This is a genomic window from Methylobacterium sp. 174MFSha1.1, from assembly GCF_900116815.1.
Taxonomy (GTDB): Bacteria; Pseudomonadota; Alphaproteobacteria; order Rhizobiales; family Beijerinckiaceae; genus Methylobacterium.
In genome coordinates this window covers 68,753-94,680 of record NZ_FPCB01000009.1, presented here as the reverse complement: position 1 = coordinate 94,680, position 25,928 = coordinate 68,753, and the positions used below count along the sequence as shown (strand labels likewise).

Here is a 25,928-nt window from a genome sequence, read left to right as displayed (position 1 = left end):
ACTAGAACAAACTGCGTACAGGAGCAACCGCGGCGCCGGCTCCGCCGTCAATGCTAGCTCAGGACGGAACGCTCAGCGCCAGGATACGGCTGATCTCCGTGAGATTGCGCCCCGATTCGGCGGACCACCGATTGAAGGCGCGCTGGACCAGCGCCAGATCGCGGGCGGAACTCGGCGCACGTGCGACGACGCCTTCCCGGATCAGCGCTGCGACGACGTCCCTCGTGGTGACGAAGGCCGGCTTGCCGATCGCCCGCAGGACGCGCATGCCCGAATCGCCACCGAGATGACGGCCGCGCTCCTGCAACAGCCGCAGCAGGCCGACGAGGTCCTCCTCGGGCCAGTCAGCCAGGAATCGGGCGGCCGAGCCGTGCTCGCGCGCGAGTGCCACCAGCAGGGCCGCGTTGACGCGCACCGCATCGATCTTGGCGCGGTTGCGGACGATCCCCCGGTCGGCGGCCAGGGCGTCGATGTCCTCGTCGGTCAGCGCCGCGCAGGCCTGCGGATCGAAGTCCCGGAAGGCGCTCTCGAAGGCCGGCCATTTCGCGGCGATCACCGGCGCGGAGAAGCCGGCGCTGAAGATGCGCCGCGTCATCGCGGCCAGGATGCGGTGATCGGGCAAAGCGGCGATCCGGTCGCGCGGGAGGACCGGCGTCTCGCCGAGCTTCGCCTCCAGGGCCGCGAGGCCGCCCTTGCGCGACGCCGCCTCGGCCAGGATCACGGAGAAGGGCCGCATCACGCCGGCTCGCCCGTGAACCAGGGCTCGCACCATTCCTGCCGCATCACCGGCCGGAACTCCGTGAAGGTGAAGCGGGCGACGCCGGCCCGGCGAAACGGCTCGGCCTCGAACAGCGTTTCGAGGTCTTCGCGGCTCTCGGCCCGTGCCACCAGGAACCCACCGACCGGCGGTTCCTTCGGCCCCGAGCATAGGAAAAGCCCACGATCGTACCCATCCTTCAAGAAGTCCCGGTGGCTTGGTATCAAAGGAGCAACCGCCTCGAACGGAACGAGATACGTCGCCTCGACGATGAAATGCTTCATCTCGTGATTCCCACGCGGAGAGGATGTTTTTGGTCCGAGAACGGATGCCGCGCCGGTGCGGCGACGCGCGACACCGTGACTTGAATCGGAGGGACCTGCCGCTATGGCAGATCCGGACTCGAATGTGGTACGAACCGGTCGGTCACATGTCAATCGAGGAACCACGATGGATCAAGCGCCGAAGGGGCCGCCACGGGCGCGCGACAGGATCTTCGCGGTCGCGGCCGAGCGGTTCTACCGCGACGGAATCCGGTCGGTCGGCGTCGAGGCCATCGTCAAGGAGGCCGGGGTCACCAAGATCAGCCTCTACCGCAGCTTCCCGTCGAAGGACGACCTCGTCCTCGCCTACCTTGAGGAGCGGTCGCGGCGGTTTCTCGAACGCTGGGACGAGACGTTCGACCGATACGACGACCCGGACGAGAGGCTCCGCGCGATCATGGCCTCCCTGGTCGAGCGGACGACGCAGGAGGGATACCGGGGCTGCCCCTTCATCAACTTCTGCGCCGAGTTCGCCGATCCGGACCATCCCGGCCGGCAGATCGCGCGGGACACGAAGACGGCGTTGCGGGAGCGGTTCCGGCACCTCGCCGGGGCGCTGCGGGCGAGGGATCCCGGCCAGCTCGCCGACGGCCTGCTCCTGCTCGTGGAAGGGGCCTACGCGATCAGCCAGACCCATGGCGGCGGGCCGGACGGCGTCGGGCACGCGCTCGTCCAGGCGGCGGAGGCGCTCGTGGCGCAGCAGCGGGCGCGATAGGCGTGCTGCGCGGCCCGTGCCGCGCCGTGCTCCCTCACAAGCTCAAGGGCGCGTTGTCGATCACCTCCTTCATGACGAAGAAGGTCCGGGTCTGGCGCACCCCGGGCAGGGCGATCAGGATCTCGCTGTGCATCCGGTTGAAGTCGGTCATGTCCGAGACCCGGATCTTGAGGAAGTAGTCGAAGTCGCCGGCGACGAGGTGGCAGTCGAGGAGCGTCGGCATGGCGAGGGCCGCGGCCTCGAAAGCCGAGAAGGCCTCGGGCGTCGAACGGTCGAGCACCACGCCGACGAGGACCAGCGAGCCGCGCCCCACCCGCTCGGGGGCCACCACGGCGCGCACGCCGCGAAGATACCCTTCGTCGAACAGGCGCTGGGTGCGGCGGTGGCAGGTCGCCGGGCTGGTGTTGACGCGCTTGGCGAGCTCGGCGTTGCCGATGCGGCCATCCTCCTGCAGCAGACGGAGAATTTTCAGATCGATGCGGTCGAGTCCGCCGGGCATGAAAGATCCTTCCGCCGAATGGCCGTTTCACGGAAGGCAGTAGCATAACGATCCGGTTCAGAGGCCCGTCCGCACCAAAATTCGTTCAACTTCGAGAGCACCTTCCGCCAGGGGCCTGCTACAACGGTCACGGCTTCCAGACAGGACCCCGGCGATGACCCAATCGATGCTGTCGCAGTTCGAGCGCTACCCCCTGACCTTCGGCCCGACCCCGATCGAGCACCTGCCGCGCCTGACCGCCCATCTCGGCGGCGACGTGCAGATCTACGCCAAGCGCGAGGACTGCAACTCAGGGTTAGCGTACGGCGGCAACAAGCTGCGCAAGCTCGAATACATCGTGCCGGACGCGATCGCCTCGGGCGCCGACACCCTGGTGTCGATCGGCGGCGTGCAGTCGAACCACACCCGCATGGTGGCGGCGGTGGCGGCCAAGATCGGCATGAAGTGCCGGGTGATCCAGGAAGCCTGGGTGCCGCACGAGGACGCGGTCTACGACCGGGTCGGCAACATCATGCTGACGCGCATCATGGGCGCCGAATCGCAGCTCGTCGACGACGGCTTCGACATCGGCATCCGCGACAGCTGGAAGCAGGCGATCGAGGACGTGAAGGCCAAGGGCGGCAAGCCCTACGCGATCCCGGCCGGCGCCTCGGTGCACAAGTTCGGCGGGCTCGGCTATGTCGGCTTCGCCGAGGAGGTCCGCCGCCAGGAGGCCGAGATGGGCCTCCACTTCGACTATATCGTGGTCTGCACCGTCACCGGCTCGACCCATGCGGGCATGGTGGTCGGCTTCAAGCCCGACGGCCGCGCCCGCAACGTGATCGGCATCGACGCCTCCTGCACGCCGGCCCAGACCCGGGCGCAGGTGCTCGAGATCGCCCGCAACACCTCCGCCCTCGTCGGTGCCGGCGAGATCACCGAGGACGACGTGGTGATCAAGGAGGAGTACGCCTACCCGGTCTACGGCGTGCCCTCGAAGGAGACGGTCGAGGCGATCCGCCTCTCGGCCCGGCTCGAGGCGATGATCACCGACCCGGTCTACGAGGGCAAGTCGATGCAGGGCATGATCGACCTCGTCCAGAAGGGGTTCTTCCCCAAGGGTTCGAAGGTGCTCTACGCCCATCTCGGCGGCGCGCCGGCGCTCAACGGCTACAGCTACACCTTCCGCAACGGCTGAGCGGGGGGAGGGGCTGTTCGGGAAACTTCTCGTTGTCGAACCGCCCCTGGACCTGCCACCCTCCAAGTCATCCCGGGGCCGCGCAGCGGAACCCGGGATCCATAAACGCCGACGCTTCAAGATGAGGCGGAACGCGATCCGCCTCGTTCTCCGTCGTCAGCGGTTATGGATCCCGGGTTCTCGCTTGCAGCGAGCCCCGGGATGACACTGAGGGCGGCCGGTCCGCTTGCGGGAAACCAGTGATGAAACAACAAGAAGCCCGGCCGCTCGTCGCGGACCGGGCTTCTTCGTCTTCGCTACCGCGTGGCCGTCACTTGTCCGTGCAGAGCCCTGCATCCGAGAGCCGGCGATGATGGCGCGGGTCGCAATCGGTCGCCAGGAACGAGGCCCATTCGGCCTTGGTGCCGTAGAAGGCGTTGCGGTCGACGTCGCCGCGCACGCCCGGCACCCGGCCGGTCGAGGTGAACTGCCACAGCATCCAGTCGCGGTTGACGTAGCGCTGCTCCGGCTCGGCAGCGGTGGAGCGGACCCAGTGCGGGTAATCCGGCAGCTCGCCCTCCAGCACGTCCTTGTGGAACGTGATGTCGGTGTAGATAATCGGCCGCTTGCCGGTATAGGCCTCCATCTCGCGGAGCATGTATTCGGTCATCGCGAGGGCCTGGGCCTTCGGCAGCTTCTTCGGGCAGAGCTGCGAGTGGCCGTTCCACTCGACGTCGAGGACCGGGGGCAGGGCGGTCGGGTCGTTGGGGACGTTGCGCTTGAACCAGTCCATCTGGTCCTTGGCCGAGCGGCACCAGAACACGAAGTGGTAGGCGCCGCGCGGCACGCCGGCCCGGCCGGCGCCGTCCCAGTTCTCGCGGAAGCGGTCGTCGACGTGGTCGCCGCCCTCGGTCGCCTTGATGTAGGCGAACTGGGTGCCGGCGCCCTTGACCGAGGTCCAGTCGATCGGCCCCTGCCACTTCGAGACGTCGATGCCCTGGATCGGGTGGTTCTTCGCCTTGGCGACCCCCGGATGGGGCTTCACGTCGCCCTTGGTCGGGTAGAAATCGGCGCCGCCGCCGGCGCAGGCCGCCAGCGCGGCGAGGCTCGCCGCCGCGACGGCGCGCTTGCCCCACCGGACGCTGCGCGACAGCACGGAGGACCACGGGGCGGGGGGGATCGTCGACTCCATCGGCATCGGGGCGCGGCCTGACTTCACGCGGAACACTATGGCTATTCGATGCGGTGGGGCGGGTTAATGGAAGCTTGACGGGATCTGAACGGAATTCCGAAACGCGTGACGCAAAAGCCACGTAAGGCCGGCGCACGGCTCGTCCACGCCTCGTCCATCGGGCATAAGCCCCGGCCGAACTTGATGTTTGCCGGGGCGAAGAATGGCCAAGGTTCTGTTTACCATCGGGTACGAAGGCGCCGATACGGAGCGCTTCACCGCCGCCCTGCGCGGTGCCGGCGTGGCGACGCTCGCCGATGTGCGGGCGGTGGCGGCCTCGCGCAAGCGGGGCTTCTCGAAGAGCGCGCTGGCCGCGGGGTTGATGGAGGCGAGCATCGGTTACGCGCATCTGCGCAGCCTCGGCACGCCGAAGGCCGGCCGCGAGGCGGCGCGCGCCCATGACGCGGCGCTGATGCGGCGGATCTACTGCGACGAGGTGCTGGACACGGCCTCGGGCGAGGCCGCCCTCGACGAGCTGGCGGCCCTGGCGGCGGCCGGGCCGACCTGCCTGCTCTGCTTCGAGCGCGACCCCGAGCGGTGCCACCGGCGGGTCCTGAGCGAGCGGCTGGCGGCGAGGGGGTTCGACGTCGTCGATCTGTTCGCGTGAGGCGCCGCGGCAGCCCCCTCGGCCCGTTTCTCGATTCGACCTGGACCCGCGAACCGCCACGCCGCATCATGCCGTCCGTCCGCTGCCCGGCCATCGCCCGAAGATGCTCATCCCCTCGCCGACGGCCCGTGCCGTCGCTGCCCTCGCCCTGACGCAGATCATCGGGTGGGGCGCCACGTTCTGGCTGCCCGCGGTCACCGGGCCGGCCATGGCCGGCGAACTCGGCATGGCGCTTCCCCTCGTCATGGCCGGGCCGACGGTCATGCTCGTCGTCATGGCCGCCGTGACCTGGCCGCTGAGCGACGTCTTCGAGCGTGTCGGTGCGCGCCCGGTCATGATCGCCGGATCGGCCCTGGGCGCGGCGGGCCTGCTGATCCTGGCTTCGGCCGACGGCCCGGCGCTCTACTTCGTGGCGTGGGTCGTCGTCGGGCTGGCGGGCGCCGGAATGCTGACCACCCCGGCGCAGATCGCCGTGACCGAGATCGCCGGCGGCGCGGCGCGGCGGGCGCTCGGCCTGCTGGTCCTCGCCGGCGGGCTGACCTCGACGATCGTCTGGCCGCTCTCGGGGCTCCTGCAGGCCCAGTGGGGCTGGCGCGCGACGATCCTGTCCTACGGCGTCACGATGCTGCTCGTCTGCGTGCCGCTGCACTGGACGACGCTCGCGCGGAGGCCCGGGACGCGATCCGGCCCGGAAGCCGCCGCGCCCGCCGGCCTCGATCGGGTGCGCTTCACCCTGCTCGCCCTGAGCTTCGCGGCGAACGGCTTCTTCACCTGGGGCTTCGCCCTGACCTTCATCATCCTGTTCGAGGCGGCGGGTCTCGACCATGCCGGCGCGCTGGCGGCGGCGTCCTTCATCGGAATCGCCCAATGGGCGGGGCGCATGGTCGACGTCCTCGGCAGCCGGCACTGGTCGGGCTTCGCCCTCGGCCTCGCTGCCTACGCGTTGTTTCCGTTGAGCTTCGTTGTGCTGCTGCTCACCCGCAGCTTCGCCGGGGCCATGCTGTTCGCCACCCTCTACGGCGCCGCCAGCGGCATCGGCGCCGTCACCCGTGCCACGCTCCCGCTGCAGATCTTTCCGGCCGGCGCCTATGCCCGCGCCTCGGCGCGTCTGGCAGTGCCGCTGAACCTCTCCTTCGCGGCCGCGCCGCCCGTGTTCGCCGCCCTCGTGACGAGGGCGGGTCCCCAGGCCGCCCTGTGGCTGGCCCTGACGATCTCGGTCGTCGCGTTCGGCCTCCTGTTCGGGCTGCGGATGCTGCACCATCGCATGGCGCCCGAGCCACGGCAGAGCCTCGCGCTCAAGGTCGACTGAATCGGGCGAACATGGCTGTGATGCGAGCAGGCTGGGCAGCGACTCGCCATCCACGCAGCGACGTCGCTGCCGGCTGTCGCTACCCCTCGCCCACCCGCGGCACCGGCGCCTCGCCCGGCAGGGCCCGGACCAAGCCGAGCCGCCCGCGCCGCGCCGGCATCCCGTCCGCGTGGGCCGCCTCGATGTTGCCGTAGAACTGGTCGGCGCTCGCCTCCCAGGTGTAGCGCAGGGCCTCCGCCCGACAGGCCCCCCGCGGGATCGCGAGCGCGGCGCGGCACGCGGCCCCGAGGTCGTGGTCGAGGATCCCGACATCGGTGCCCCCGACCACGTCGAGCGGCCCGGTTACCGGATAGGCCGCGACGGCCAGACCGCTCGCCAGCGCCTCCAGCAGCACGATGCCGAAGGTATCGGTGAGGCTCGGGAAGACGAAGACGTCGGAGGCCGAATAGACCCGGGCCAGGGCCTCGCCGGTGAGGGTGCCGAGGAAGCGGGCGCCGGGATCGAGCCCGGCGAGCCGCGCACGGTCCGGCCCGTCGCCGACGACGATCTTGGTGCCGGGCAGGTCGAGGCGCAGGAACGCCTCGACGTTCTTCTCCACCGCCAGCCGCCCGACGAACAGGAAGAACGGCCGCGGCAGGCCGGCGAGCGCGTCCGGCGGGGCCTCGCCGTCGCGGGGGCGGAAGAGGGCGGTGTCGACGCCGCGGCTCCAGCGCATCAGCCGGGTGAAGCCGCGTGCCGAGAGGTCGCGCTCCAGCGAGGGCGTGCTCACCATCGTGCCGCTCGCGGCGCCGTGGAAGCGGCGCAGCCAGGCGTAGCTCCAGCGTTCCGGCACCGGCAGGCGGGCGGCGAGGTATTCGGGGAAGCGGGTGTGGTAGCTCGTGGTGAAGGGCCGCCCCTGCGCCAGGCAGACCCGGCGGGTGGCGAGCCCGATCGGCCCCTCGGTGGCGATGTGGACGTGGGTCGGCGCCAGGGCGGGAAAGCGGGAAGCGACGCCGCGGGCGGTGACGAGCGAGAGCCGGATCTCGGCGTAGCCCGGCAGCGGCACGCTGGCGAAGTCCAGCGGCGTCAGCATCACCGGGTCGTGGCCGCGCCGGCGCCCCGCGGCGACCATGTGCTCGAGGGAGCGGACGACGCCGTTGACCTGGGGATGCCAGGCATCGGTCGCGACGAGGAGCCTCACGCGACGGCCCGGGTGCTCTGGGCGGTCGGGGGCAGGGGGGTGCGGGCGGCGGGCGCCAGCTCCTCGGCCGGCCGGCTGCGGGAGGTCAGCGGCGTGGGGGAATCGGCATGGGCGCGCTTCCACTCGGCGAAGCGGATCACCTCCATCGTGCCGTCGTAATGCTCGACGACGGCCGTGCAGGATTCGACCCAGTCGCCGGTGTTGAGGTAGTGCATGTCGCCGACCATGCGGCTCGCCGCGTGGTGGATGTGGCCGCAGATCACCCCGTCCGCCTCGGCCCGGCGCGCCTCCGCGATCAAAAATTCCTCGAACCGGCCGATGAAGTTGACGGCGTTCTTCACCTTCAGCTTGGCCCAGGCCGACAGCGACCAGTAGGTCAGGCCGAGGCGCCGGCGCACCCAGTTGAGGTGGGTGTTGACGAACAGCGCCGCCGAGTAGGCGCCGTCGCCGAGATAGGCCAGCCAGCGGGCGTGGCGCACCACGAGGTCGAACTGGTCGCCGTGTATGACGAGGTAGCGCTTGCCGTCCGCCGCCTCGTGCAGCACCTGGTCCTGGATCTCGATGCCGCCGAAATGCATGTCGAGGAAATCGCGCAGGAACTCGTCGTGGTTGCCCGGCACGTAGACGAGGCGCGACCCTTTTCGCACCTTCCGCAGGAGCTTCTGCACCACGTCGTTGTGCGATTGCGGCCAGTACCAGCCCGAGCGCAGCTTCCAGCCGTCGACGATGTCGCCGACCAGGTAGATCTCGTCGGCATCCACTTCGCGCATGAAGTCGAGCAGCAGCTCGGCCTGGCAGCCCTTGGTCCCCAGGTGGATATCCGAGAGGAACAGGGTTCGCACGCGCAGCGCGTCGGCGTCCTCGGCCACGTGCAATCTCCTTGGCGGCGTCTCGCGCCAGCCAAACCCTATTCGCGTATCACTTTGATGACGCGGTTGCCGCAGGCGGAACCTTGGCCGGGGACCAGGACTCGAATTCGTTTGCGGAGCCTTAAATCCCATCATGCGGATCGCGCAGGTCAGCCGCCCGCACCCGCCTCTACCTCGGCCGTGGCGATTCGTGGTTCTGACAAACGGCCCCGCCGCGCTTCCGCGGCCGCGGCCCCTCCCACGCCACAAGAAAAGCGCCCCGCCCATGGCAGCCCCCCTCGTCGTCCCCGGCCGGTCGGTCACCGGATCTGGCGCGTCGGGACGAGCGGCCGCCCGCCCCTATCTCGGCATCGGGCTCAAGGTGCTCTCGGCGCTGGCCTTCACGCTGATGTCCGCCGGCGTGAAGACGCTGGCCGACCGGTTCCCGACCGGCGAGATCGTGTTCTTCCGCTCCTTCATCGCCATCGCGCCGCTGCTGCTGTGGCTGCGCTGGCAGGGCGGCGGCGTGCGGCAGGCGGTGGCGACGCAGAACCTCAAGGGCCACGTGCTCCGCAGCATCATCGGCGCCGCCGGCATGTTCGCGGGCTTTGCCGGCCTGTCCTTCCTGCCGCTCTCCGACGCGGTGGCGATCGGCTACGCCTCGCCGCTCCTCGTCGTGGTGCTGGCGGCGATCGTGCTGCGCGAGCGGGTCCAGGCCTATCGCTGGGCCGGCGTCTCGGTCGGCTTCCTCGGCGTGCTGATCACGCTCGCCCCCCACCTCGAATTCGGCGGGGCCGGCGGGGGCGGGTCGACGGGCGCGCTGTTCGCCATCCTGGCGGCGGGCTGCTCGGCGGCGGCGACGATCCAGGTGCGCAAGCTCACCGGCACCGAGCGCACCGGCGCCATCGTGCTCTACTTCTTCCTGTTCACCTCGCTCTTGGGCCTCTCGACCCTGGCGCTGGGCTGGCGGATGCCCGGCTGGTCGGACCTGGCGCTGTTCCTGGTCGTCGGCGTGCTCGGCGGCATCGGCCAGATCCTGCTCACCGAGAGCTACCGCCACGGCGACGCCTCGCTGGTCGCGCCGTTCGAGTACACCACGATGCTGTGGTCGGTGCTGATCGGCTGGTTCGTGTTCGGCCAGCTCCCCACCGCCTCGATCGCGGTCGGCGGTGCCATCGTGGCGGCGGCCGGCGTGTTCGTGGTCTGGCGCGAGCGTCGCCTGGTGGTGGAGCGGGCCCGCGAGGCGGCGGCCGGCGGGGCGCGGGCGAGCTGATCACGGGGCCGTTGACGCCCGCGCGTGCCCACCCTTACTCCGGGGGATCGCACGATCGGCCCGGGGTTCCGGGCCCAGCCGGAAACGCCCCGATGCCCGCACGCCCCTTCCCGCGTCCCGCCGGAGCCCGCCCGTGAAGACCGATGGCGGGCACCCGACCGTGCCGGTGGACCTGCGGCTCTACGGCCTCCTCGATGTCGGGGTCTGCGGCGGCGACGCCGATCACCTCGCCCGGATGGCGGCGCAAGCCGCGGCCGGGGGCTGCACCCTGCTCCAGTACCGCGAGAAGACCATCGCGAATGCCCGCGAGACCGTGGCGCGCCTGCGCCGGATCCACGCGGCGCTCCAGGGCACCGGCGTGCCGCTCCTCATGAACGACCGGGTCGATCTCGCCCTCGCGGCCGGGGTCGAGGGCGTGCATCTCGGCCAGGAGGACCTGCACCCGAGCGACGCCAAGCGCCTGCTGCCCCGGGGCGCGATCGTCGGGCTCACCGTCAAGAACGCCGCCCAGGCCGACGAGCTCTACCGGCTGCCGGTCGACTACGCCTGCATCGGCGGCGTCTTCTCCACCACCAGCAAGGACAATCCCGATCCCCCGGTCGGGCTCGACGGGCTCAACCGCATCGTGTTCCGGGCGCGGCTCGCCCGCGGTGGCGGCCTGCCGGTCGGCGCGATCGCGGGCATCGACCGCAGCAACGCCGCGGCGACGATCGGGGCTGGGGCGGACGGGATCGCGCTGATCTCGGCGCTGTTCGGCACCGGCCGCGACGTCGAGGCACGGGCGCGCGACCTGCGCGCGGTGATCGACGGGGCGCTCGCGGCGCGGGGTTCCGCATGACCGGGTCCGGCATGATCGGGCTTCGCACGATCGGAGATTGGGCATGATCGCCGTCACGATCGCGGGCTCGGATTCCGGCGGCGGCGCCGGCATCCAGGCCGACCTGAAGACCTTCTCGGCGCTCGGCGTCTACGGCGCCAGCGTGATCACGGCGCTCACCGCCCAGAACACCCGCGGCGTGCAGGCGATCCACGACGTCGACCCCGACTTCGTCGCCCGCCAGATCGAGAGCGTCTTCACCGACCTTGACGTGCGGGCGGTGAAGATCGGCATGCTGTCGCGCGCGCCCGTGATCGCCGCGGTGGCCGAGACTCTCGCCCGCCACGCCGCCGGCCTGCCGCTGGTGCTCGACCCGGTGATGGTGGCGACGAGCGGCGACCGGCTGCTCGCCGACGACGCCGTCGAGGCCCTGCGCGGCAAGCTCCTGCCCCATGCCGCGGTGCTGACCCCGAACCTGCCCGAGGCGGCGGTGCTGCTCGGGGAGGGGATCGCCGAGACCGAGGCGGCGATGCTCGACCAGGGCCGGCGCCTGCTGGCGCTCGGGCCGCGCGCGGTGCTGATGAAGGGCGGCCACGCGGCGGGCCCGATGAGCGTCGACCTCCTGGTCGGGCCGGACGACCATATGCTGCGCCTGGAGGGTCCGCGGATCGCGACCCGCAACACCCACGGCACCGGCTGCACCCTGTCGGCGGCGCTCGCCGCCGGTCTCGCCCGCGGCCACACCCTGACGGACGCGGCCCACGAGGCCAAGGCCTACCTGAGCGCCGCGCTCGCCGCCTCCGAACGCTTGCGGATCGGGCACGGCAACGGGCCCGTGCACCACTTCCACGCCTGGTGGAACTGACGCGTCATCCCGCCGGAATCGGCCCGCGCGGCCGCATGGACCCTTGCGCCGCCCGGGCGATTGCGTTTGATGGAGCGTACGGGCGTTCGGTATGCGGAACGCCAGGGTGCTCCAGCGGGGGTCGAGGGCGGACGATGGGCGTCGAGCGGGGGCGGGAGCGTCCCAAGGACCTGATGACCGGGGCGCAGGTGCTGTCGGGGCAGCTCGGCAAGACCATCCAGCGCCTGCGCAAGGCCTACAACCTGTCGCTCTCCGAGCTGGCCGAGCAGTCGGGCGTGGCGAAGTCGATCATCAGCCAAATCGAGCGCAACGAGACCAACCCGACGCTGGCGACGATCTGGCGCCTAAGCCAGGCCCTCGACGTCTCGATCGAGCGGGTGCTCGCCACCGGCGACGAGGAACCCTTCATCGAGAAGTCGTCGCGGGCCGACACGCCGATCCTGGTCTCCGACGACGGGCGGATGCGGCTCGCCATCATCGGCTGGATCAAGACCGTCGAGTGGCTGCAATGGTACGACCTCTCGGCCGATCCCGGCGGCGTGCTCGATTCGGACGCCCATCAGCGCGGCTCGGTCGAGTGTTTGTCGGTCACCGAGGGCGAGTTCGAGGTCGACGTGGCCGGCGCCGTACAGCGGGCGCGGGCCGGCGAGACCCTGCGCTACCGCTGCGACCGGCCCCACACCGTGCGCTGCATCAGCGAGGGGACGGGGCGCGCCTTCATGGTGGTGATCATGAAGGCGGCGGTGATGGAGTAGGGGCTCTGAGTTTCAGGCGGCCCGGCCCATCGTGAAGTCGACATGGACCGAATCGAACGGGAAGCTGATCCGGTCGTGCGATCCCGATTCGATGATTCCGGCCTTCCTCAGCGCGTCGATGTCGGCCCGCACCGAGTCGGAGTCACGACCCAACACATCCGCCAGGGCTGTGAGCGGTAGCGGATCGCGGCCGACCAGGGCGCGGAGCAGCTCCCAGCGCTGCGGCGTCATCACGGTCCAGAGCAGCTCGACCGAGGCGAAGGAAATGAACGCACCCTGCGGCTCTCCGTGGAACGCCGCGCTCAACCGGGACTGCACCTCCGCGATCCCGGAAACTCCGATGGTCACGGTTCTCATGACGTCCTCCTCCAGGAGTCGACATCGCGCCAGAACGCGGCGAGCAGATCATTGATGCCGGTAAACGCAAAGGGAAGCTCTTCGGCACCGAGGTGCTTATGATCACCCTTGCCGGCCTCATTGTCATAGCGCAGAACGCACTGCTCTTCCACGACGAGAGCGAGACGGTACTTGAAGCTGTGCCGACTGCCCACGACCGGCCTCGGCACTCGCCACACCACGAGTTCGGCGAAAGCGCCGGGTGTCAAAGCGAGTCGCTCTCTCAGCAGCAGCACGGCCTTCATCACAGCGAGATTGCCGTTAGGGCATCAGAAGAGCAACCCGCAATGCGGGTTGCACGTTACCCTCATCCCCCGGCGTTGATCCACCGCACAATATCCGCCAGCACCATCGACAAGGCCCGGTCGAGCCCGTTGGCCGCCACCGGCGCGTTCACCCCCGCTACCGGCACACGGGCCTGGAACACCTTGGCGGCCACCACCGTGCCGCTGCTCTCCTGGATCAGCTTGGCCGAGAGATCGACCACGGCCTCGCGGGTACCGGCATTGATGTCGAAGGCGCGGAGTTCCGTGATCAGGATGGTGTCGGCCGCGACCTTGTCGCCGGGGCGGCTGACGGATTTCAGCCGGTTGGCGTTCTCCAGGCTCTGGATCAGCCGGGTCTGGACGAGGCGCGGCAGCCGGTCGGCCCATTGGCCGCCGCCGAGATAGGACACCGCGCCACCAGGCTCGCGCACGATGATCCGGTCGGCCTCGAAGGGCTGCAGGCCGACCGGCTCGGCCACCACGATCGAGCGCCGGGCGGCGCCGCTGCGGGCCGCGCCCGGCAGGGCGGTGAGGTCAAAGGTGGTCGGCACGGCGCCGCTGCCGCAGGCGCCGAGGAGCAGGGCCAGGGCAGCCGCGACACAGAAGGCGGCGAGACGACCGGGAGCGCGGCGCGGGGAGGGGGCCGTGTGGAGCATGAGAGCGGGCGGACCGGAAGGCGGGGCCGGGACGGGCCCGGAAGCTTGACCAGGGACGATGGGACAACGCCCGGCCGGGCGCGCGGGTGCAACCGCCGCGAGGCCGCACTGCAACATGATCAGCGACCGTTGTATTCGGGCAACGACGGCTTGCCGCCGAAGATCACCTGGGACGGGTCGCGCTCGATGTTGCGCACGGCGCTGTTGAGGCTGTTGAGGGTGCGCTGGCCGTCGGTGGCGAGGGTCTGGACCTCGCGCCGGCCGGTGCCGCTGAGGCGGCTGACGCTCTGGGTCAGGGTGGCGGTGCGCTTGTCGAGGTTCTCCGACATCACCCGGAAGGCGCGGCCGGCCTCGCGGATCGAGATCGCGGCGTCGCGCACTTCCGCGAAGGTGCTCTTGCCGGCATCGCCCGAGGCCGAGCCGAGGAAGCCCTCGGCGCCCTTCATCACCGCGTCGAGCCGGTCGGCGGAGGCGTTGAGCTTGCCCGCGAGCGTCCGCGCATCGTGGATGCCGGCCTGGACGTCCGGCGAGGCGGCGGCGAGCGCCGAGGAGAACTTGTCGGCGTTGTCGATCAGGCTCGCGAGCTTGCGGCCGTCCACGGCCTTGGTCAGGGCGTCGAGGGCCGGCGCGCTGTCGCCGAGGGTCTTGGAGAAGCGCTCGACATTGGCGAGCGTGCGGTTGATCGCGCCCTCGTTGCCGGCGACCACCCGGTCGAGGCGCTGGAGCATGTCGTCGGCGCGCTGGGCGATGGTGCGGGCGGCGGCCATCAGGTCCTGGATGTCGGCGGCGTCGGCGTAGATGGTCGGCACCGGGTCGTTGGTGGTCGGGGCGAGCGGCGCCGCGTCGGCGCTGCCGCCGACGAGGGCGATGGAGGCGACGCCGGTCAGCATCGTCATGTCGAGGCGCGCGCGGGTGTCGACGCGCAGGGGCGTGCCGCGATTGACCTCGATGATCGCCGTCACCCGGCGCGGGTCCTGCGGCAGCAGCCGCACGTCGGTCGCCTCGCCGACGCGGATGCCGTTGAAGGTGACGACCGCCCCCTTGGCCAGGCCCCCGACGCCGCCGGAGAACACGATGCGCACCGGCATCCGGGCCTGGTTCGCGGAATTGCCGCGCAGCCAGAACGCGAAGACGAAGCCGAGCGCGATCACCGCCAGCGTGAAGGCCCCGATCAGGACGTTGTTGGCGCGGGTTTCCATGCCTTAACGGTTTCCGTGCTCGTGCGGGGCGGGGAGCGGACCACACGCCCAAGTGGCATGGCCTAGGCTGCCAAGCTTAAGGGTGAGCCGACGGCCGCAGGGTGCGGGAGCGCACATCAGGCGACACCCTCCACAGATCCGCGGGATGAACCGTGACCGGCGAGATCTCGATGATCCGGCACCACGATCGAGCGGGCGCGCTTGCCGTGGAAGTAGGAGCGCAGCCAGGGATGATCGGAGGCGAGCATCGCGTCGATCGGCCCCTCGGCGATGATCTGCCCGTCGCCGAGCGCCGCGATGCGGTCGCAGGCGGTGTAGAGGCTGTCGAGGTCGTGGGTGACCATGAACACCGTCAACCCCAGGGTGCGCTGGAGCGTCGCCACCAGCTCGTCGAACTCGCCGGCGCCGATCGGGTCGAGGCCCGAGGTCGGCTCGTCGAGGAAGAGCACCTCCGGGTCGAGGGCCAGCGCCCGGGCCAGAGCCGCGCGCTTGATCATGCCGCCGGAGAGCTCGGAGGGCAGCTTGTCGGCGGCGTCGGGCTTGAGGCCCACCATCTCGATCTTGAGCCGGGCGAACTCGTCGAGCAGCCGCTCGGACAGCTTCAGGTGCTCGCGCATCGGCACCTGGATGTTCTGCTTGACGGTCAGCGCCGAGAACAGGGCGCCCTGCTGAAAGAGCACGCCCCAGCGCCGCTCGATCACCCGGCGCTGGGCGAGGCTCAGGCGGTCGACATCCTCGCCGAACACCTCGATCGTGCCGGAGCGCTTCGGCACCAGGCCGAGCAGCGTGCGGGTGAGCACCGACTTGCCCTGGCCGGACGGGCCGACGAAGCCCAGGATCTCCCCCCGGCGGATGTCGAGGTTCAGGCCCTTGAGCACCGTGCGGTCGCCGAAGCCGACCACGAGGTCGCGCACGCGGATGATCGCGTCGCGGCTCGGGGGCACGGGGAGGATGGGGGAAGCGGTCGCCAAGGGTGGGGTCGCCTCGCTCAGAAGTCGATGGCCGCGAAGAACACCGCGAAGAGCCCATCGAGGACGATGACCATGAAGATAGACTTGACGACTGAGGCGGTGACGTGGCGGCCGAGCGACTCGGCCGAGCCCTCGACCATGAACCCCTCGACCGAGGCGATGATGCCGATGATCAGCGCCATGAACGGCGCCTTGATCAGCCCGATGGCGAGGTGGCGAAAGCCGATCGCGTTCTGGAGCCGGAAGGTGAACGCCTCCAGCGACAGGCCGCCATACAGGAACGAGGTCATCGCCCCGCCGGCGAGCGCCGCGAGATCGGCCAGGAAGGCCAGCATCGGCAGGGCGAGCATCAACGCGATGATGCGCGGGACGATCAGGATCTCGATCGGGTCGAGGCCCATGACGCGCAGCGCATCGACCTCCTCGCGCATGCGCATCGAGCCGATCTCGGCCGTGAAGGCCGAGCCGGAGCGCCCCGCGACCATGATCGAGGTGAGCAGCACCCCGAGCTCGCGCAGGGTCAGGATGCCGATCATGTTGACGACGTAGGTCTGCGCCCCGAAGCGCTGGAGCTGGATGATGCCCTGCTGGGTGACGATGCAGCCGACCAGGAACGAGATCAGCATGATGATCGGCGCGCCGCGGAGCGCGATCTGCTCGATCTGGTTGATGAGCGCCGGCCCGCGGAAGCTGCGCGGGCGGGCGAGCACCCGCAGGCAGCCCGCCACCACCTCGCCCAGGAAGGCGAGCCCGGACAGGCCCTCGCGGCCGAGGCTGCGCACCCCCGACCCCAAGCTCGCGACCGGATCGAGCGGGTGGAAGCGCCGGCGGCGCGAGGCCGGCGCGGCCTCGCGGTAGGCGACCTCGCGCAGGAGGATCAGGTGCTCGGGGGAGGCGCCCGCATAGGTCGTGCCGGCGGGGAGCGCCGCGCGGGTCCGCTCCAGCACCCAGGCGCCGAGCGTGTCGAGGCGGGCGAGGCCCGAGAGGTCGATGACGAGAGGCAAGCCGGCGGCAGGCCTTGCCGAGGCCAGCATCTCGGCGGAGGCGGCCTCGACGGCGGGGGCCTGATCGGCGGTCCAGCGGCCGGCGAGGCGTGCGGCGATCCCGTCGCGCGCGCGCTCGACCGCGACGCGGGCCGGATCGGCCCCCCGCGTGATGGGTGCGGTCGGCACGGGCCGGCCTCCCTCGTTCGCCACAACAATCCCCTCGCGGCGGTCGTATACCGCGTGATGCTAACAATTCGCAAACCATGGGCGGCAATCCATGGCCCGCGCGCCGCAACCCGGTGCCGCGGCTACCGTCGGGCCACCCCCGGTCGGGCACTCCTGGCGGCCGCCACGGTCAGGGCGAGGCCGAGGCCGGCCACCGGCAGCATCAGCCCGAAGGCGAGGGAGCCGCCGCCGGCCCGGTAGGCCGCTCCGCTCGCCAGGGTGGCGGTGGCCGAGGCGAGGGCGGAGCAGGCCGCGTAGGTCCCCTGCGCGGCGCCGCGCGCGCCCTCGGGGGCGAGGCGCGACAGGGCCGCCATGGCGCCGAGCTGCGTCGCCCCGAAGGTCAGGCCGTGCAGGATCTGGAGCGGCAGGACGAGGGCGGGCAGGCCGGCCGCCGCGAGCAGCCCGGCCCAGCGCAGGAGCGCCGCCCCGGCCCCGAGCGCGAGCAGCCGGAACGGCGCGTCGCGCAAGGCCGGGACGCGGCCAGCGAGGGCGAAGAACGCGATCTCGGCGACGACGCCGATGCCCCAGGCGAAGCCGGTCGTCGCCGGCGTGAGGCCCAGCGTGCCCCAGTGGATCGACCCGAAGGCGTAGACCGCGGCGTGGCTCGACTGGATCGCTGCGCCCGCCGCGATGGCGAGCCACAGGGCGGCGGGCAGGCGCGCCCGCCCGGCCGCCCGGGGTGCCGCGGGCGCGCCCTCCGCCCGGCGCAGCAGCAGCGCGGCGCCGCAGGCCGAGGCGAGCTCCAGCCCGGCGAGGAAGTGCGTGATGCTGCCGGTGCCGACGAGGCCGAGGAGCCAGCCGCCCAGCAGGGTGGCGGCGAGGAAGCCGAGCGAGCCGCCGAGGCGGATCCGGGCATAGTCGAGGCCGGACCCGCGCCGCACCGCGGCGAGGCTCTGGTAATCGAGGCAGGGCACCAACGGCGCCCCGGCGACGGCGTTGAGGACGATCAGCCCCGCCAGCACCGGCCAGCCGAGTCCGGCGGCGGAGGGCATCAGCGCGTAGGTGACGGCGAGGCCGAGGCTGCCGGCGACCATCAGCCGGCGCGGCGCGAGGCCGCGGTCGATCAGCCCGACGAGGGGCGCCGTCGCGACGATCCGGACCAGGATCGGCAGCGCCACCAGGGCACCGATCAGCTCCGGCCCGAGGCCGAGGCCGGACAGCCAGAGCGGCAGGAACGGCATCGCCACGCCGATGCCGGCGAAGACCGCCGCGTAGAGCAGGGCGAGGCGCGGGCCGTCGCCGAGGAGGAACGGGGAAGGCACGGGAACCCTGGGACGGGGAGGGCCGGGACGCGGACCGAATCAGTCCGCCCCGGGCGGGCCTGGCGTAAGCCGCCGTTAACGCCGGGATGTCAAGCGTGAAGACCGAGAACGCCTCCGGGCGACGCCGCCGAAGCGTTCCGTCGGGCCGGCGATGACAGGGCAGGTGAGATGGCCGGGACCCCTTCGCTCCCCGCTCCGCGGGAGGAGTACGACGTCATCGAGGGTGCGATGCTGGAGACGGCGCGGGGGCGCTGGTTCCTGGGCGAGTATGCCAAGCGCAACCGCACCGCCGACACCGACGTGCTGCTCCAGGCGATCGGCCGGCTCGAATCCGCCGTAATCGGCGAGCGCGGTCCCTCCGGGATGGAGCGCCTGCGCTTCGACCTGATCGAGATGGCCAAGGCGATCAGCCGCACCAAGTCCGAGATCGCGGCGATCCACACCCCCGACCAGGACCAGAGCCAGCTCGGCGCCGCCTCCGAGGCCCTCGACGGCATCGTGCGCACCACCGAGCGCGCCACCTCCGACATCCTCCAGGCCGCCGAGGAGGTGCAGGAGGTCGCCTGGACCCTGCGCGAGACCGGGGCCGACAGCCGGGTCTGCGACCGCCTCGACCAGAACGCGACCCAGATCTACACCGCCTGCTCGTTTCAGGACCTGACGGCGCAGCGCACCAGCCGCATCGTCAACACCCTGCGCTACCTCGAGCAGCGCCTGACCGCGATGATCGAGATCTGGGCGAGCGAGGACGACCCGCCGGCCCCGGCCGCACACCGGCCCGACATGCCGGACATCACCCTCGACCAGGACGACGTCGACCAGATCGTGGCGACCGGCAAGGAGACGGGCAAGCCGGCCGGCCCGGAGGGCGGCGCCGACGAGGCCCCGGACGAGGAGCCGGCGTCAGGCCCGCGCCTGCGGCTCGTCGAGCCGGCGATGCCCGACGACGACATCGCCTTCGTGCCGGTCCGCGACGAGGCGCCGGCCGCCGACGACGCGGTCGCGCTCGAGGACGCGTTCGCGGAGATCGACGACCTCGCCCTCGACGAGAAGCTCGCCCGCTTCACCTGAGGCGCGGGACCGGCGCGGCGAAGCGACGTCCTGGCGCGGGCGACCCGCCCTCGCGGCGCCCAGATTGCCCCGCAGGGAACCCCGCCCCTCGCCCGAGACCTCAAGCCCGAGCCGCGATGTCCCTGCACCTCCTCAAGCTCTGCGTCGGCTGCGACTCCATCGCCGACCTCGAGGAGTGGATCGCCGCCCGCCGGGCCGAATCCGTGCGCCTCGGCCGCCCGCACGAGCAGGCCCATGTCACCCGCATGGTGCCGAAGCGCGGCGGCGAGATCGCCGGAGCGGGTTCGCTCTACTGGGTGATCCGCGGCCAGATCGCCTGCCGCCAGCCGGTGCTGGCGATCCGTCCCTTCACCGACGGCGAGGGCGTCGGCCGCTGCCGCCTCGTCCTCGACCCGGAGGTCACCCCGGTCGAGCCGCGCCCATGCCGGCCGTTCCAGGGCTGGCGCTACCTCGCGCCCAAGGACGCCCCGCGCGACATCTCCCGCGCCGCCGCAGGCGACCTCGCGGCGATGCCGGAGACGATGCGGCGGGAGCTGGCGTCGCTGGGCCTGCTCTGACGGCAGGCCGGTCGGATCACCGTCTCTTCACGATGGGCAGCGGACGGACTTGCAGCCCTTGGTGTCATCCCGGGGCCGCGCAGCGGAACCCGGGATCCATAACCGCCGGCGCTGGAGAATAAAGCGGATCTCCCTCAGCTTCTTTCGGAATCGTCAGCGGTCATGGATCCCGGGTTCTCGCCGTCAGTGAGCCCCGGGACGACCCTGCGGGTGGGACAACCGTCGATCTGAAAGCCCTGCGCCGCCCTCCGGTCCCGCGGGGACCGGAGGGCGGCCTTTTACCGTCGGAGACGGGATCCGGAGCGTCCGCTCCGGAGCCTCACGCCCCCTCGAAGCGCCCGCTGGCATGGGCCAGCATCGTGTAGACCTTGCCGCTCTCCGAGGTGAGGTAGGCGTTGGCCCGGCGCGGGTCCTTGTCGGTGCGGGAGACCTCGCCGAGCAGGCGCTCGAACTCCCGCACGTAGTGGTCGACGGTCCGGCGGAAATCCGGCTCGGCGCGGTAGCGGCGGCGGATCTCGTCGAAGGTCTGCTGGCCCTCCGCCGTGTAGAGGCGGCGGGTGAACAGATCCGACTCGCCGCGCCGGTAGCGTTCCCACAGGTCCACCGCGGCCGCGTGCTCGATCATCCGGGCGATGTTGCTGGAGATCGAGTCGATCGCGGCCGAGCCGGCCCGGTCCGCGCCGGTGGGCTGGCCCGCCTTGCCCGCCTGGCCCGCCTTCTCCTGGCCTCCCTTCTCCTGGCCTCCCTTGGCCGCAGCCTTGCCGGCCGCCGGCGCCTCGTCCTCATCGTCCTGCGACGCGCGGGAGAGGAGGTCGGAGAGCCAGCCGCCGGACCCGGTGCGGGGGAGGGCGGCGTCGCGCCGCGCCTCGCCGGCGGGCCGGTTCGCGGCCTGCGGCGCAGCCGGACGGGCCGGGCCTTGCGCCGATCCTTGCGCCGGTGCCGGACGGGCAGGGACCTGAGCCGGACCTTGGGCCGGGCGCGCCGGGGCCGGTGCAGCCTGAAGCGCGGGCTGAGCCGGCGCCTGCACTGCCGGCTTCGGCGCCGACGGCCGGGCGGCCTGCGCCGGACCCTGCACCGGAGCTACCTGCGCCGGGGTTTGGGCCTGAGCGCTCTGAGCCTGCGGGTTCTGACCCTGCGGCTTCTGGATTGCCGGGCCCGGGAGCGACGCGGCGGACCGGCCGGCTGCCGCGGCGCGGGGCTGGGCCAGCGGCTGGGCGACATCGACCGCGCGGGGCGAGCGCTGGACCAGGGCCGAGAGCTCGTTCAGGGCCTTGATCTGCTCGGCCACCACCCGGCGCATCTCGCCGGTGGCGTCCTGCGCCTCCTGCGGGATGCTGACCACGCCGCGCTGCAGGTCGCCGCGGATCTCCTCCAGGGTGCGGCGGATCTCGCCCGCCATGCCGCGCATGGATTCCACCGTGCCCTGGAAGCGCTCGGCGGCGTCGCCGAAGGCCTCGCGCATCTCGCCCGAGGCGCCCGCCACGGCCTGGCGGACCGACTCGGCCGCCCGCTCGCCCTCCTGGCCGGTGCCGGAGCGCAGGCGCTCGAACGCCTCCGTCACGGCGCTGCCGGCCTGGCGGGCGCTGGTCTCGATCTCACGGCCGAGCGCCTGGGTGCGGGCCTCGATGGTCTTGAGCGTCGCCTCGACCCGGGCGCCGACGCCCTCCGTGGCGGCGGCGAGCGCCGCCGAACGGGCGTCGATGCTGCCGAGCAGGGCGTCGATCTCGGTCCGGCGCTCGCCGAGCGAGGCGTTGACCCGACCCTCGGCACCCTCCAGCGCACCGGCGGCCGCGGTGAGATCGCCGATGTGCTGGCGCGCGGTCTCGGTCAGGGCCTTGCCGCGGGCATCGAGCGTCGCGGCGAGGCCCGCCGCCTGGCGGAGCGCCCCGGTCGCCGCGCCCTGGAGCGCGCCGACCTGCTCGGCGACCCGGTCTGACGCCTTGCCGGTCTCGGCCGCGATCTCGGCGAGCGCCGACTGGATCTCCTGCACCCGGCCGGACAGCCCGCCCTCGATCGCCGACAGGTTCTCGCCGGACTTGCCGATGAGGTCCTGGAGCGCGCCGCAGGCGGCCTCGATGCGGCCGATCAGGCCGCCGAGCTCACCCCCGAGGCGCTGGTTGACCTGCGTCAGGGCCTCGACCGCCCGGGCCGCACCCTGGTCGGCCGCCCGGCGCAGGGTCTCGGCCGCCTCGGAGGAGAGGGCCGCCAGCGTCTCGGCGCGTTCGCCGAGCGCCGCCACGGCGCCGCCCATCCCCTCGGTCACCGCCCGCTCCAGCGCCTCGCTGCGCTGGGTCAGGACCGTGACCAGCTCGCTGCCGGGGCCCTCGACGAGGTCGCGCAGTTGCGCCACCTGGCGGTCGAGCCCCTCGACCGTCTGGCCGCTCGCCGCGAGCGCCGCCACGAGGGCGCCGCCGCGCTGGTCGATCGTCCGCTGCAGCGAGGCGGTGGTCGCCTCGAGGGTCTGGCTCAAGCGCCCGCCGCGCTCGTCGACGATCTGGCGCAGGGCCTCGACCCGCTCGGCGAGGCCGCTGTTCAGCTCGTTGCCGCGCCCGTCGATCGCCTGGGTCAGGTCGCGGGCGGTCTCGGCGAGCGCCCGGGTCAGGGTGGTGCCGCGCTGGTCGATCAGCGCCGCGAAGGCCGCGGCGCGGCGGTCGAAGCCCGAGCTCAGCTGGGCGCTGCGCTCGTCCACCGCCGCGGCCAGCGCCGCGGAGCGCTCGTCCATGGCGCCGTGCAGGCTCGCGACCCGCTCGTCGAGGGCCGCCGTGAGCGCCGCGGTACGGGCGTCGACGAGCGCCGCGTAGGCGTCGCTGCGGTCGTCGAAGGCGTCGGCCAGGGCCTCGCCGCGGGCGGCCACCAGGGCCGCGAAGGCGCGCATCCGGCCGTCGATCCGGGCCGTGAAGGCCGCCGAGCGCTCGTCGACGCTGCCCGACAGGGCCTCGGTGCGGGCCTGCATCAGGGCGGCGAGCTCCGCCGCCTTGGCGTCGACCAGCATCCCGAAGGCCGCGGCGCGCTCCTCGACGGTGCCGCCGAGCGCCTCGATGCTCGAGCGCAGCTGCGCGGCCACCGCCTCGCCGCCGGCGTCGAGCCGCTGGGCCAAAGCCTCGACCTGCCCGCCGAGCACCGCGTCGAGGGCGGCGCGGCTGCGCTCGAGGGCGGTGGACAGCTCGGCCACGCGGGCGTCGAGCAGGGCGGTCAGCGCCGCGCCGCGGCCGTCGAAGGTCTCGGCGAGGTCGCTGTTGCGCGAGTCGAGCAGGCCGGCCAGCGCGTCGCCGCCGCTGCGGATCGTGGCGGCGAGCACGTCGATGCGCTCCTGGACCCGGCGGGCCAGGACGTCGCCGGCGCCCGTCAGCTCGGCCAGCGCCCGCTGGCGGCCGTCGATCAGCCGGACCAGGTTGCCGCCGCCCTGCTCGATCGTCCCGGCGATGGCCTCCTCGCGCTCGCGCAGCAGGGCCGCCAGCGCTTCCACGCGCTCGGTAAGGGTCCGGGCGATGGCCGTCCGGTGCCCGTCGAGGGCGTCGCCGAGGCCGGCCTCGCGCTCGGAGAGGAGACCGGACACGGCGTGAGCGCTGCGCGACACCGCGTCGCCGAGGGTCGCGACGCGAGATTCCAGCAGGCCGGCGGCCTCCTCGCCGCTCGCCGCGATCAGGCCCGCCAGGGCCTCGCCGCGACGGTCGAGATTGGTCTCCAGCGCCCGCGAGCGGGCCTCGATCAGGCCGTCGAGGTCGTTGAGCGCCGCCTCGATGCGGCCCGACAGGCTGGTGCCGCCGGATTGCGCCGCCCGGACGAAAGCCTCGGTGCGGTCGTCCAGCATCCCGGCGAGCGCCTGAGCGCGGGCCTCCACCGCCTCCGCGAAGGCCGCGCCGCGGCTCTCGACCAGGTGGTCGAGGGCGGCGAGGCGGTCGTCGAACAGGCGCGAGAGGGCGTGGGTGCGCTGGTCGACCGTGCCGACGGCGCGGCCGACGCGCTCCTCCAGCGTCGCCGCCAGGGTGTCGCCGCCCTCGGCGAGCACGCCGCGCAGGGTGCCGACCCGGTCGTCGAGCACGGCGCCGAGGGCGCCGGCCTGGTCGTCGAGCACCTGGCGCACCGCGCCGGCGCGCTGCTCCAGGGCGTCGTGCAGGGCGCGGATCCGGTCGTCGAAGCCGGCATGGAGCGCCGCCGACTGGCCGTCGAGGAGCCCGCGCAGGGCCGCGGACTGCTCGTCCAGGAGGCCGCCGAGGGCCCGCAGGCGCTCGCCGAACAGGTGCTCGATGCGGCCGTGACGCTCGTCGAGCACGCGCTCGACGTGACCGGTCCGATCGTCGAGCAGCCGCTCGACTTGACCGTGACGTTCGTCGAGCAGGGTGGCCAGCGCGGTACCGCGCTCGCCCACCACGGTTTCCAGGCGGCCCGAGCCCTCGGCGAGGACGCGGTCGGCCTCCTCGATCGTCTGGCGCAGCGCCCCGAGCACGGCCTCGCCGCGCTTGCCGATGAGCTCGGACAGGGCGGTGCCGCCGCGGTCGAACAGCCGCGCCAGCTCGGTCATGCGGCCGGCGAGCGAGCCGAACAGCGCCCGGCCGCGCTCGTCGATCTCCTGCGCCATCGCGGCGGTGCGCTCGTCGACGAGGCGCGCCAGGGTCTCGCCGCGGCCCTCGAAGGCGGCGCGGATCGCCTCGGCCTGGGCGGCGAGGTCGCGGCTCGCCTCGCCGCTGTGGTTCTCCACGAAGGTGACGAGCTCGCGGGTGCGGGCGCCCAGCTCCTCGTCGAGGCGGCGGGTGCGGCTCTCGATCAGGTGCAGGGCCTCCTCGGCCTTCACGCCAAAGGTTTCGTCGACGATGCGGCCGCGCTCGTCGAGGGCCTGGGCGAGGCCGTCGAGGCGGGCGATCACCCGCTCGTCGAAGCGGGCGGCGCCGGCATCGAGGGAGCGGGTCAGCTCCTCGGTGCGGCGGCCGAGCTCGTCGCCGATCTCGCCGACGCGGGCGGTCAGCGTGTCGCTCATCGCCTGGCTGCGGGCGGTGATGGCGCGGGCGAGCTCGTCGGCGCGGCCGTCGAGGGCCTGGGCGACCTCGCGGCCGCCCTCGGCCATCACCCGGGCCATCTCGCCGGCCCGCACGATCAGGGCCTCGTTCAGCGCCGTGGCGCGGGCGCCGATATGCTGGTCGACATGGGCGACCATGGTGCTGAAGGTGGCGCCGATCTCGGCCGTGCGCTTGGCCGAGCGGTCCTCGAGCGCCCCAAGCTGGGCCTCGACGGCCTCGCGCGCCTCGCGGGTGCGCTCGGCGATGGTCTCGGCCACGGCGCGGCCCTGGACCGTGATGAGGCGGTCCATCTCCTCCAGGCGGCCGGAGACGCTCGCGGTGAGGTCGTGGGTATCGCGGGAGATGCGGTCGGCCAGGATGTCGCCGCGGGCGATGGCGTCCTGAAGCGCCGCGAGGCGGCTGGTCAGCACCTCGTCGATCGCGCGGCCGCCGGTCTCGGCGGCGCTGGCGAACGCGGCGCCGGTCTTGTCGAGCGCGTCGTGGACCCGCGCGCCCTGGCTCGCCACCGCCACGACGATGTCGCGGCCGGCCTCGGCGAGGCGGGTCTGGGTCTCCTCGGCGTGCCGGCCGATCAGGTCGGTCAGCGCGCGGCCATTGTTCTCGAAGGCGGTCCCGACCTCGGCGAGGCGGGTGTCGAGGGCGCCAGTGGCGGATTCCGCCGCGAGCGCCAGGGCCGCCGACACGTCCTCGGCCTGCCGCGTCAGGTGCTCGACCGCGCCCCGCAGAGTCGCGTCGGTGGCCTGCGTGCGGTCGGCGACGAGACGGCCGGCCTCCTCGGCGGCGCGGGCGAAGGCGGCGGTGGCCGCGAGCGTGCGCGCGTCGAGGGCGCCCGTCGCCGTCTCGGCCGCGAGCCCGATCGCCAGCGCGGCCTCCTCGGCCCGGCCCGCCAGTCCGACCACCGCGCCGTGCAACGCCGTGTCGGCCTCGCCCGCCCGCGTCCCGATCAGCTGGGCTGCCTCCTCCGCCACCCGGGCGAAGGACGCGGCAGC

General features: G+C 72.5%; 23 protein-coding genes and 1 pseudogene. 10 read left to right on the top strand and 14 right to left on the bottom strand.

Annotation, left to right across the window (positions count from 1 at the left end; all coding sequences use genetic code 11):
• Positions 1 to 58: 58 nt before the first annotated feature.
• Together BM430_RS08145 and BM430_RS08140 are read right to left on the bottom strand one after the other, a co-directional pair.
• Positions 59 to 736, bottom strand: coding sequence for a DNA-3-methyladenine glycosylase I (locus tag BM430_RS08145; protein WP_093566748.1), 678 nt, complete (start codon positions 734 to 736; stop codon positions 59 to 61).
• Positions 736 to 1,041, bottom strand: a complete 306-nt coding sequence (locus BM430_RS08140) for a YciI family protein (RefSeq protein ID WP_093566747.1) — start codon at positions 1,039 to 1,041, stop codon at positions 736 to 738. The genes BM430_RS08145 and BM430_RS08140 overlap by 1 nt, the downstream gene beginning before the upstream one ends.
• 166 nt (positions 1,042 to 1,207) lie before the next feature.
• Here BM430_RS08140 and BM430_RS08135 point away from each other — a divergent pair, with 166 nt between their 5' ends.
• Positions 1,208 to 1,795: a TetR/AcrR family transcriptional regulator gene (locus tag BM430_RS08135; RefSeq protein ID WP_093566746.1), complete on the top strand. Its 588-nt coding sequence runs from the start codon at positions 1,208 to 1,210 to the stop codon at positions 1,793 to 1,795.
• Between the two features lie 34 nt (positions 1,796 to 1,829).
• On the opposite strand, the gene BM430_RS08130 is transcribed toward BM430_RS08135, so the two are convergent.
• Positions 1,830 to 2,294, bottom strand: a complete 465-nt coding sequence (locus BM430_RS08130; RefSeq protein WP_093566745.1) for an Lrp/AsnC family transcriptional regulator — start codon at positions 2,292 to 2,294, stop codon at positions 1,830 to 1,832.
• A gap of 166 nt (positions 2,295 to 2,460) precedes the next feature.
• Between BM430_RS08130 and BM430_RS08125 the strand changes: the two genes are divergently transcribed.
• The gene (locus BM430_RS08125) at positions 2,461 to 3,471 is read left to right on the top strand and encodes a 1-aminocyclopropane-1-carboxylate deaminase (protein WP_093566889.1); all 1,011 of its coding nucleotides are present in this window, start codon (positions 2,461 to 2,463) and stop codon (positions 3,469 to 3,471) included.
• A gap of 310 nt (positions 3,472 to 3,781) precedes the next feature.
• Here BM430_RS08125 and BM430_RS08120 read toward each other — a convergent pair whose 3' ends face one another.
• On the bottom strand, positions 3,782 to 4,642 hold the full coding sequence (locus tag BM430_RS08120; RefSeq protein WP_093566744.1) for a glycoside hydrolase family 25 protein: 861 nt from the start codon (positions 4,640 to 4,642) through the stop codon (positions 3,782 to 3,784).
• Positions 4,643 to 4,844: 202 nt separating this feature from the next.
• Between BM430_RS08120 and BM430_RS08115 the strand changes: the two genes are divergently transcribed.
• Both BM430_RS08115 and BM430_RS08110 read left to right on the top strand, forming a co-directional pair.
• Complete coding sequence (locus BM430_RS08115; RefSeq protein WP_093566743.1) at positions 4,845 to 5,288, top strand: DUF488 domain-containing protein; 444 nt, start codon at positions 4,845 to 4,847, stop codon at positions 5,286 to 5,288.
• A gap of 103 nt (positions 5,289 to 5,391) precedes the next feature.
• On the top strand, positions 5,392 to 6,597 hold the full coding sequence (locus BM430_RS08110; protein ID WP_093566742.1) for an MFS transporter: 1,206 nt from the start codon (positions 5,392 to 5,394) through the stop codon (positions 6,595 to 6,597).
• A gap of 79 nt (positions 6,598 to 6,676) precedes the next feature.
• Here the strand turns inward: BM430_RS08110 and BM430_RS08105 are convergent, their stop codons facing one another.
• Positions 6,677 to 7,777 (bottom strand): glycosyltransferase family 4 protein, encoded by a 1,101-nt coding sequence (locus BM430_RS08105; RefSeq protein ID WP_093566741.1) that lies wholly within the window; start codon positions 7,775 to 7,777, stop codon positions 6,677 to 6,679.
• On the bottom strand, positions 7,774 to 8,646 hold the full coding sequence (locus BM430_RS08100; RefSeq protein ID WP_093566740.1) for a UDP-2,3-diacylglucosamine diphosphatase: 873 nt from the start codon (positions 8,644 to 8,646) through the stop codon (positions 7,774 to 7,776). Before BM430_RS08100 ends, BM430_RS08105 begins: the two co-directional genes overlap by 4 nt.
• A gap of 265 nt (positions 8,647 to 8,911) precedes the next feature.
• Between BM430_RS08100 and BM430_RS08095 the strand changes: the two genes are divergently transcribed.
• From BM430_RS08095 to BM430_RS08080, 4 genes are all read left to right on the top strand, one after another.
• A complete protein-coding gene (locus BM430_RS08095; protein ID WP_093566739.1) occupies positions 8,912 to 9,898 on the top strand; it encodes a DMT family transporter in 987 nt (328 codons plus the stop codon).
• A gap of 133 nt (positions 9,899 to 10,031) precedes the next feature.
• On the top strand, positions 10,032 to 10,736 hold the full coding sequence (locus BM430_RS08090) for a thiamine phosphate synthase (RefSeq protein WP_093566738.1): 705 nt from the start codon (positions 10,032 to 10,034) through the stop codon (positions 10,734 to 10,736).
• Positions 10,737 to 10,773: 37 nt separating this feature from the next.
• Positions 10,774 to 11,580, top strand: a complete 807-nt coding sequence (thiD, locus tag BM430_RS08085) for a bifunctional hydroxymethylpyrimidine kinase/phosphomethylpyrimidine kinase (protein ID WP_093566737.1) — start codon at positions 10,774 to 10,776, stop codon at positions 11,578 to 11,580.
• 134 nt (positions 11,581 to 11,714) lie between these two features.
• Positions 11,715 to 12,335 (top strand): helix-turn-helix domain-containing protein, encoded by a 621-nt coding sequence (locus tag BM430_RS08080; protein WP_093566736.1) that lies wholly within the window; start codon positions 11,715 to 11,717, stop codon positions 12,333 to 12,335.
• Positions 12,336 to 12,347: 12 nt separating this feature from the next.
• On the opposite strand, the gene BM430_RS08075 is transcribed toward BM430_RS08080, so the two are convergent.
• From BM430_RS08075 to BM430_RS08045, 7 genes are all read right to left on the bottom strand, one after another.
• A complete protein-coding gene (locus tag BM430_RS08075) occupies positions 12,348 to 12,692 on the bottom strand; it encodes an HVO_A0114 family putative DNA-binding protein (protein ID WP_093566735.1) in 345 nt (114 codons plus the stop codon).
• Positions 12,689 to 12,976, bottom strand: a complete 288-nt coding sequence (locus BM430_RS08070) for a toxin-antitoxin system TumE family protein (protein ID WP_093566734.1) — start codon at positions 12,974 to 12,976, stop codon at positions 12,689 to 12,691. Before BM430_RS08070 ends, BM430_RS08075 begins: the two co-directional genes overlap by 4 nt.
• A gap of 62 nt (positions 12,977 to 13,038) precedes the next feature.
• On the bottom strand, positions 13,039 to 13,653 hold the full coding sequence (locus tag BM430_RS08065) for an ABC-type transport auxiliary lipoprotein family protein (protein ID WP_093566733.1): 615 nt from the start codon (positions 13,651 to 13,653) through the stop codon (positions 13,039 to 13,041).
• A 119-nt stretch (positions 13,654 to 13,772) separates the two neighbouring features.
• The gene (locus tag BM430_RS08060; protein WP_093566732.1) at positions 13,773 to 14,852 is read right to left on the bottom strand and encodes an MlaD family protein; all 1,080 of its coding nucleotides are present in this window, start codon (positions 14,850 to 14,852) and stop codon (positions 13,773 to 13,775) included.
• Between the two features lie 116 nt (positions 14,853 to 14,968).
• Positions 14,969 to 15,823, bottom strand: coding sequence for an ABC transporter ATP-binding protein (locus BM430_RS08055; RefSeq protein WP_244539377.1), 855 nt, complete (start codon positions 15,821 to 15,823; stop codon positions 14,969 to 14,971).
• Positions 15,824 to 15,840: 17 nt separating this feature from the next.
• Positions 15,841 to 16,926: an ABC transporter permease gene (locus tag BM430_RS08050; RefSeq protein WP_244539389.1), complete on the bottom strand. Its 1,086-nt coding sequence runs from the start codon at positions 16,924 to 16,926 to the stop codon at positions 15,841 to 15,843.
• Between the two features lie 191 nt (positions 16,927 to 17,117).
• Positions 17,118 to 18,296 carry an MFS transporter gene (locus BM430_RS08045; protein ID WP_177302976.1) on the bottom strand — a complete coding sequence of 393 codons (1,179 nt, stop codon included), beginning with the start codon at positions 18,294 to 18,296 and terminating at the stop codon, positions 17,118 to 17,120.
• 168 nt (positions 18,297 to 18,464) lie between these two features.
• On the opposite strand from BM430_RS08045, the gene BM430_RS08040 reads away from it, so the two are divergent.
• The gene (locus BM430_RS08040) at positions 18,465 to 19,367 is read left to right on the top strand and encodes a hypothetical protein (RefSeq protein WP_093566730.1); all 903 of its coding nucleotides are present in this window, start codon (positions 18,465 to 18,467) and stop codon (positions 19,365 to 19,367) included.
• Positions 19,368 to 19,483: 116 nt separating this feature from the next.
• Positions 19,484 to 19,924, top strand: coding sequence for a DUF1489 family protein (locus BM430_RS08035; RefSeq protein ID WP_093566729.1), 441 nt, complete (start codon positions 19,484 to 19,486; stop codon positions 19,922 to 19,924).
• A 319-nt stretch (positions 19,925 to 20,243) separates the two neighbouring features.
• Here the strand turns inward: BM430_RS08035 and BM430_RS08030 are convergent.
• A pseudogene (locus tag BM430_RS08030) lies at positions 20,244 to 25,928 on the bottom strand (hypothetical protein); the annotation flags it as partial.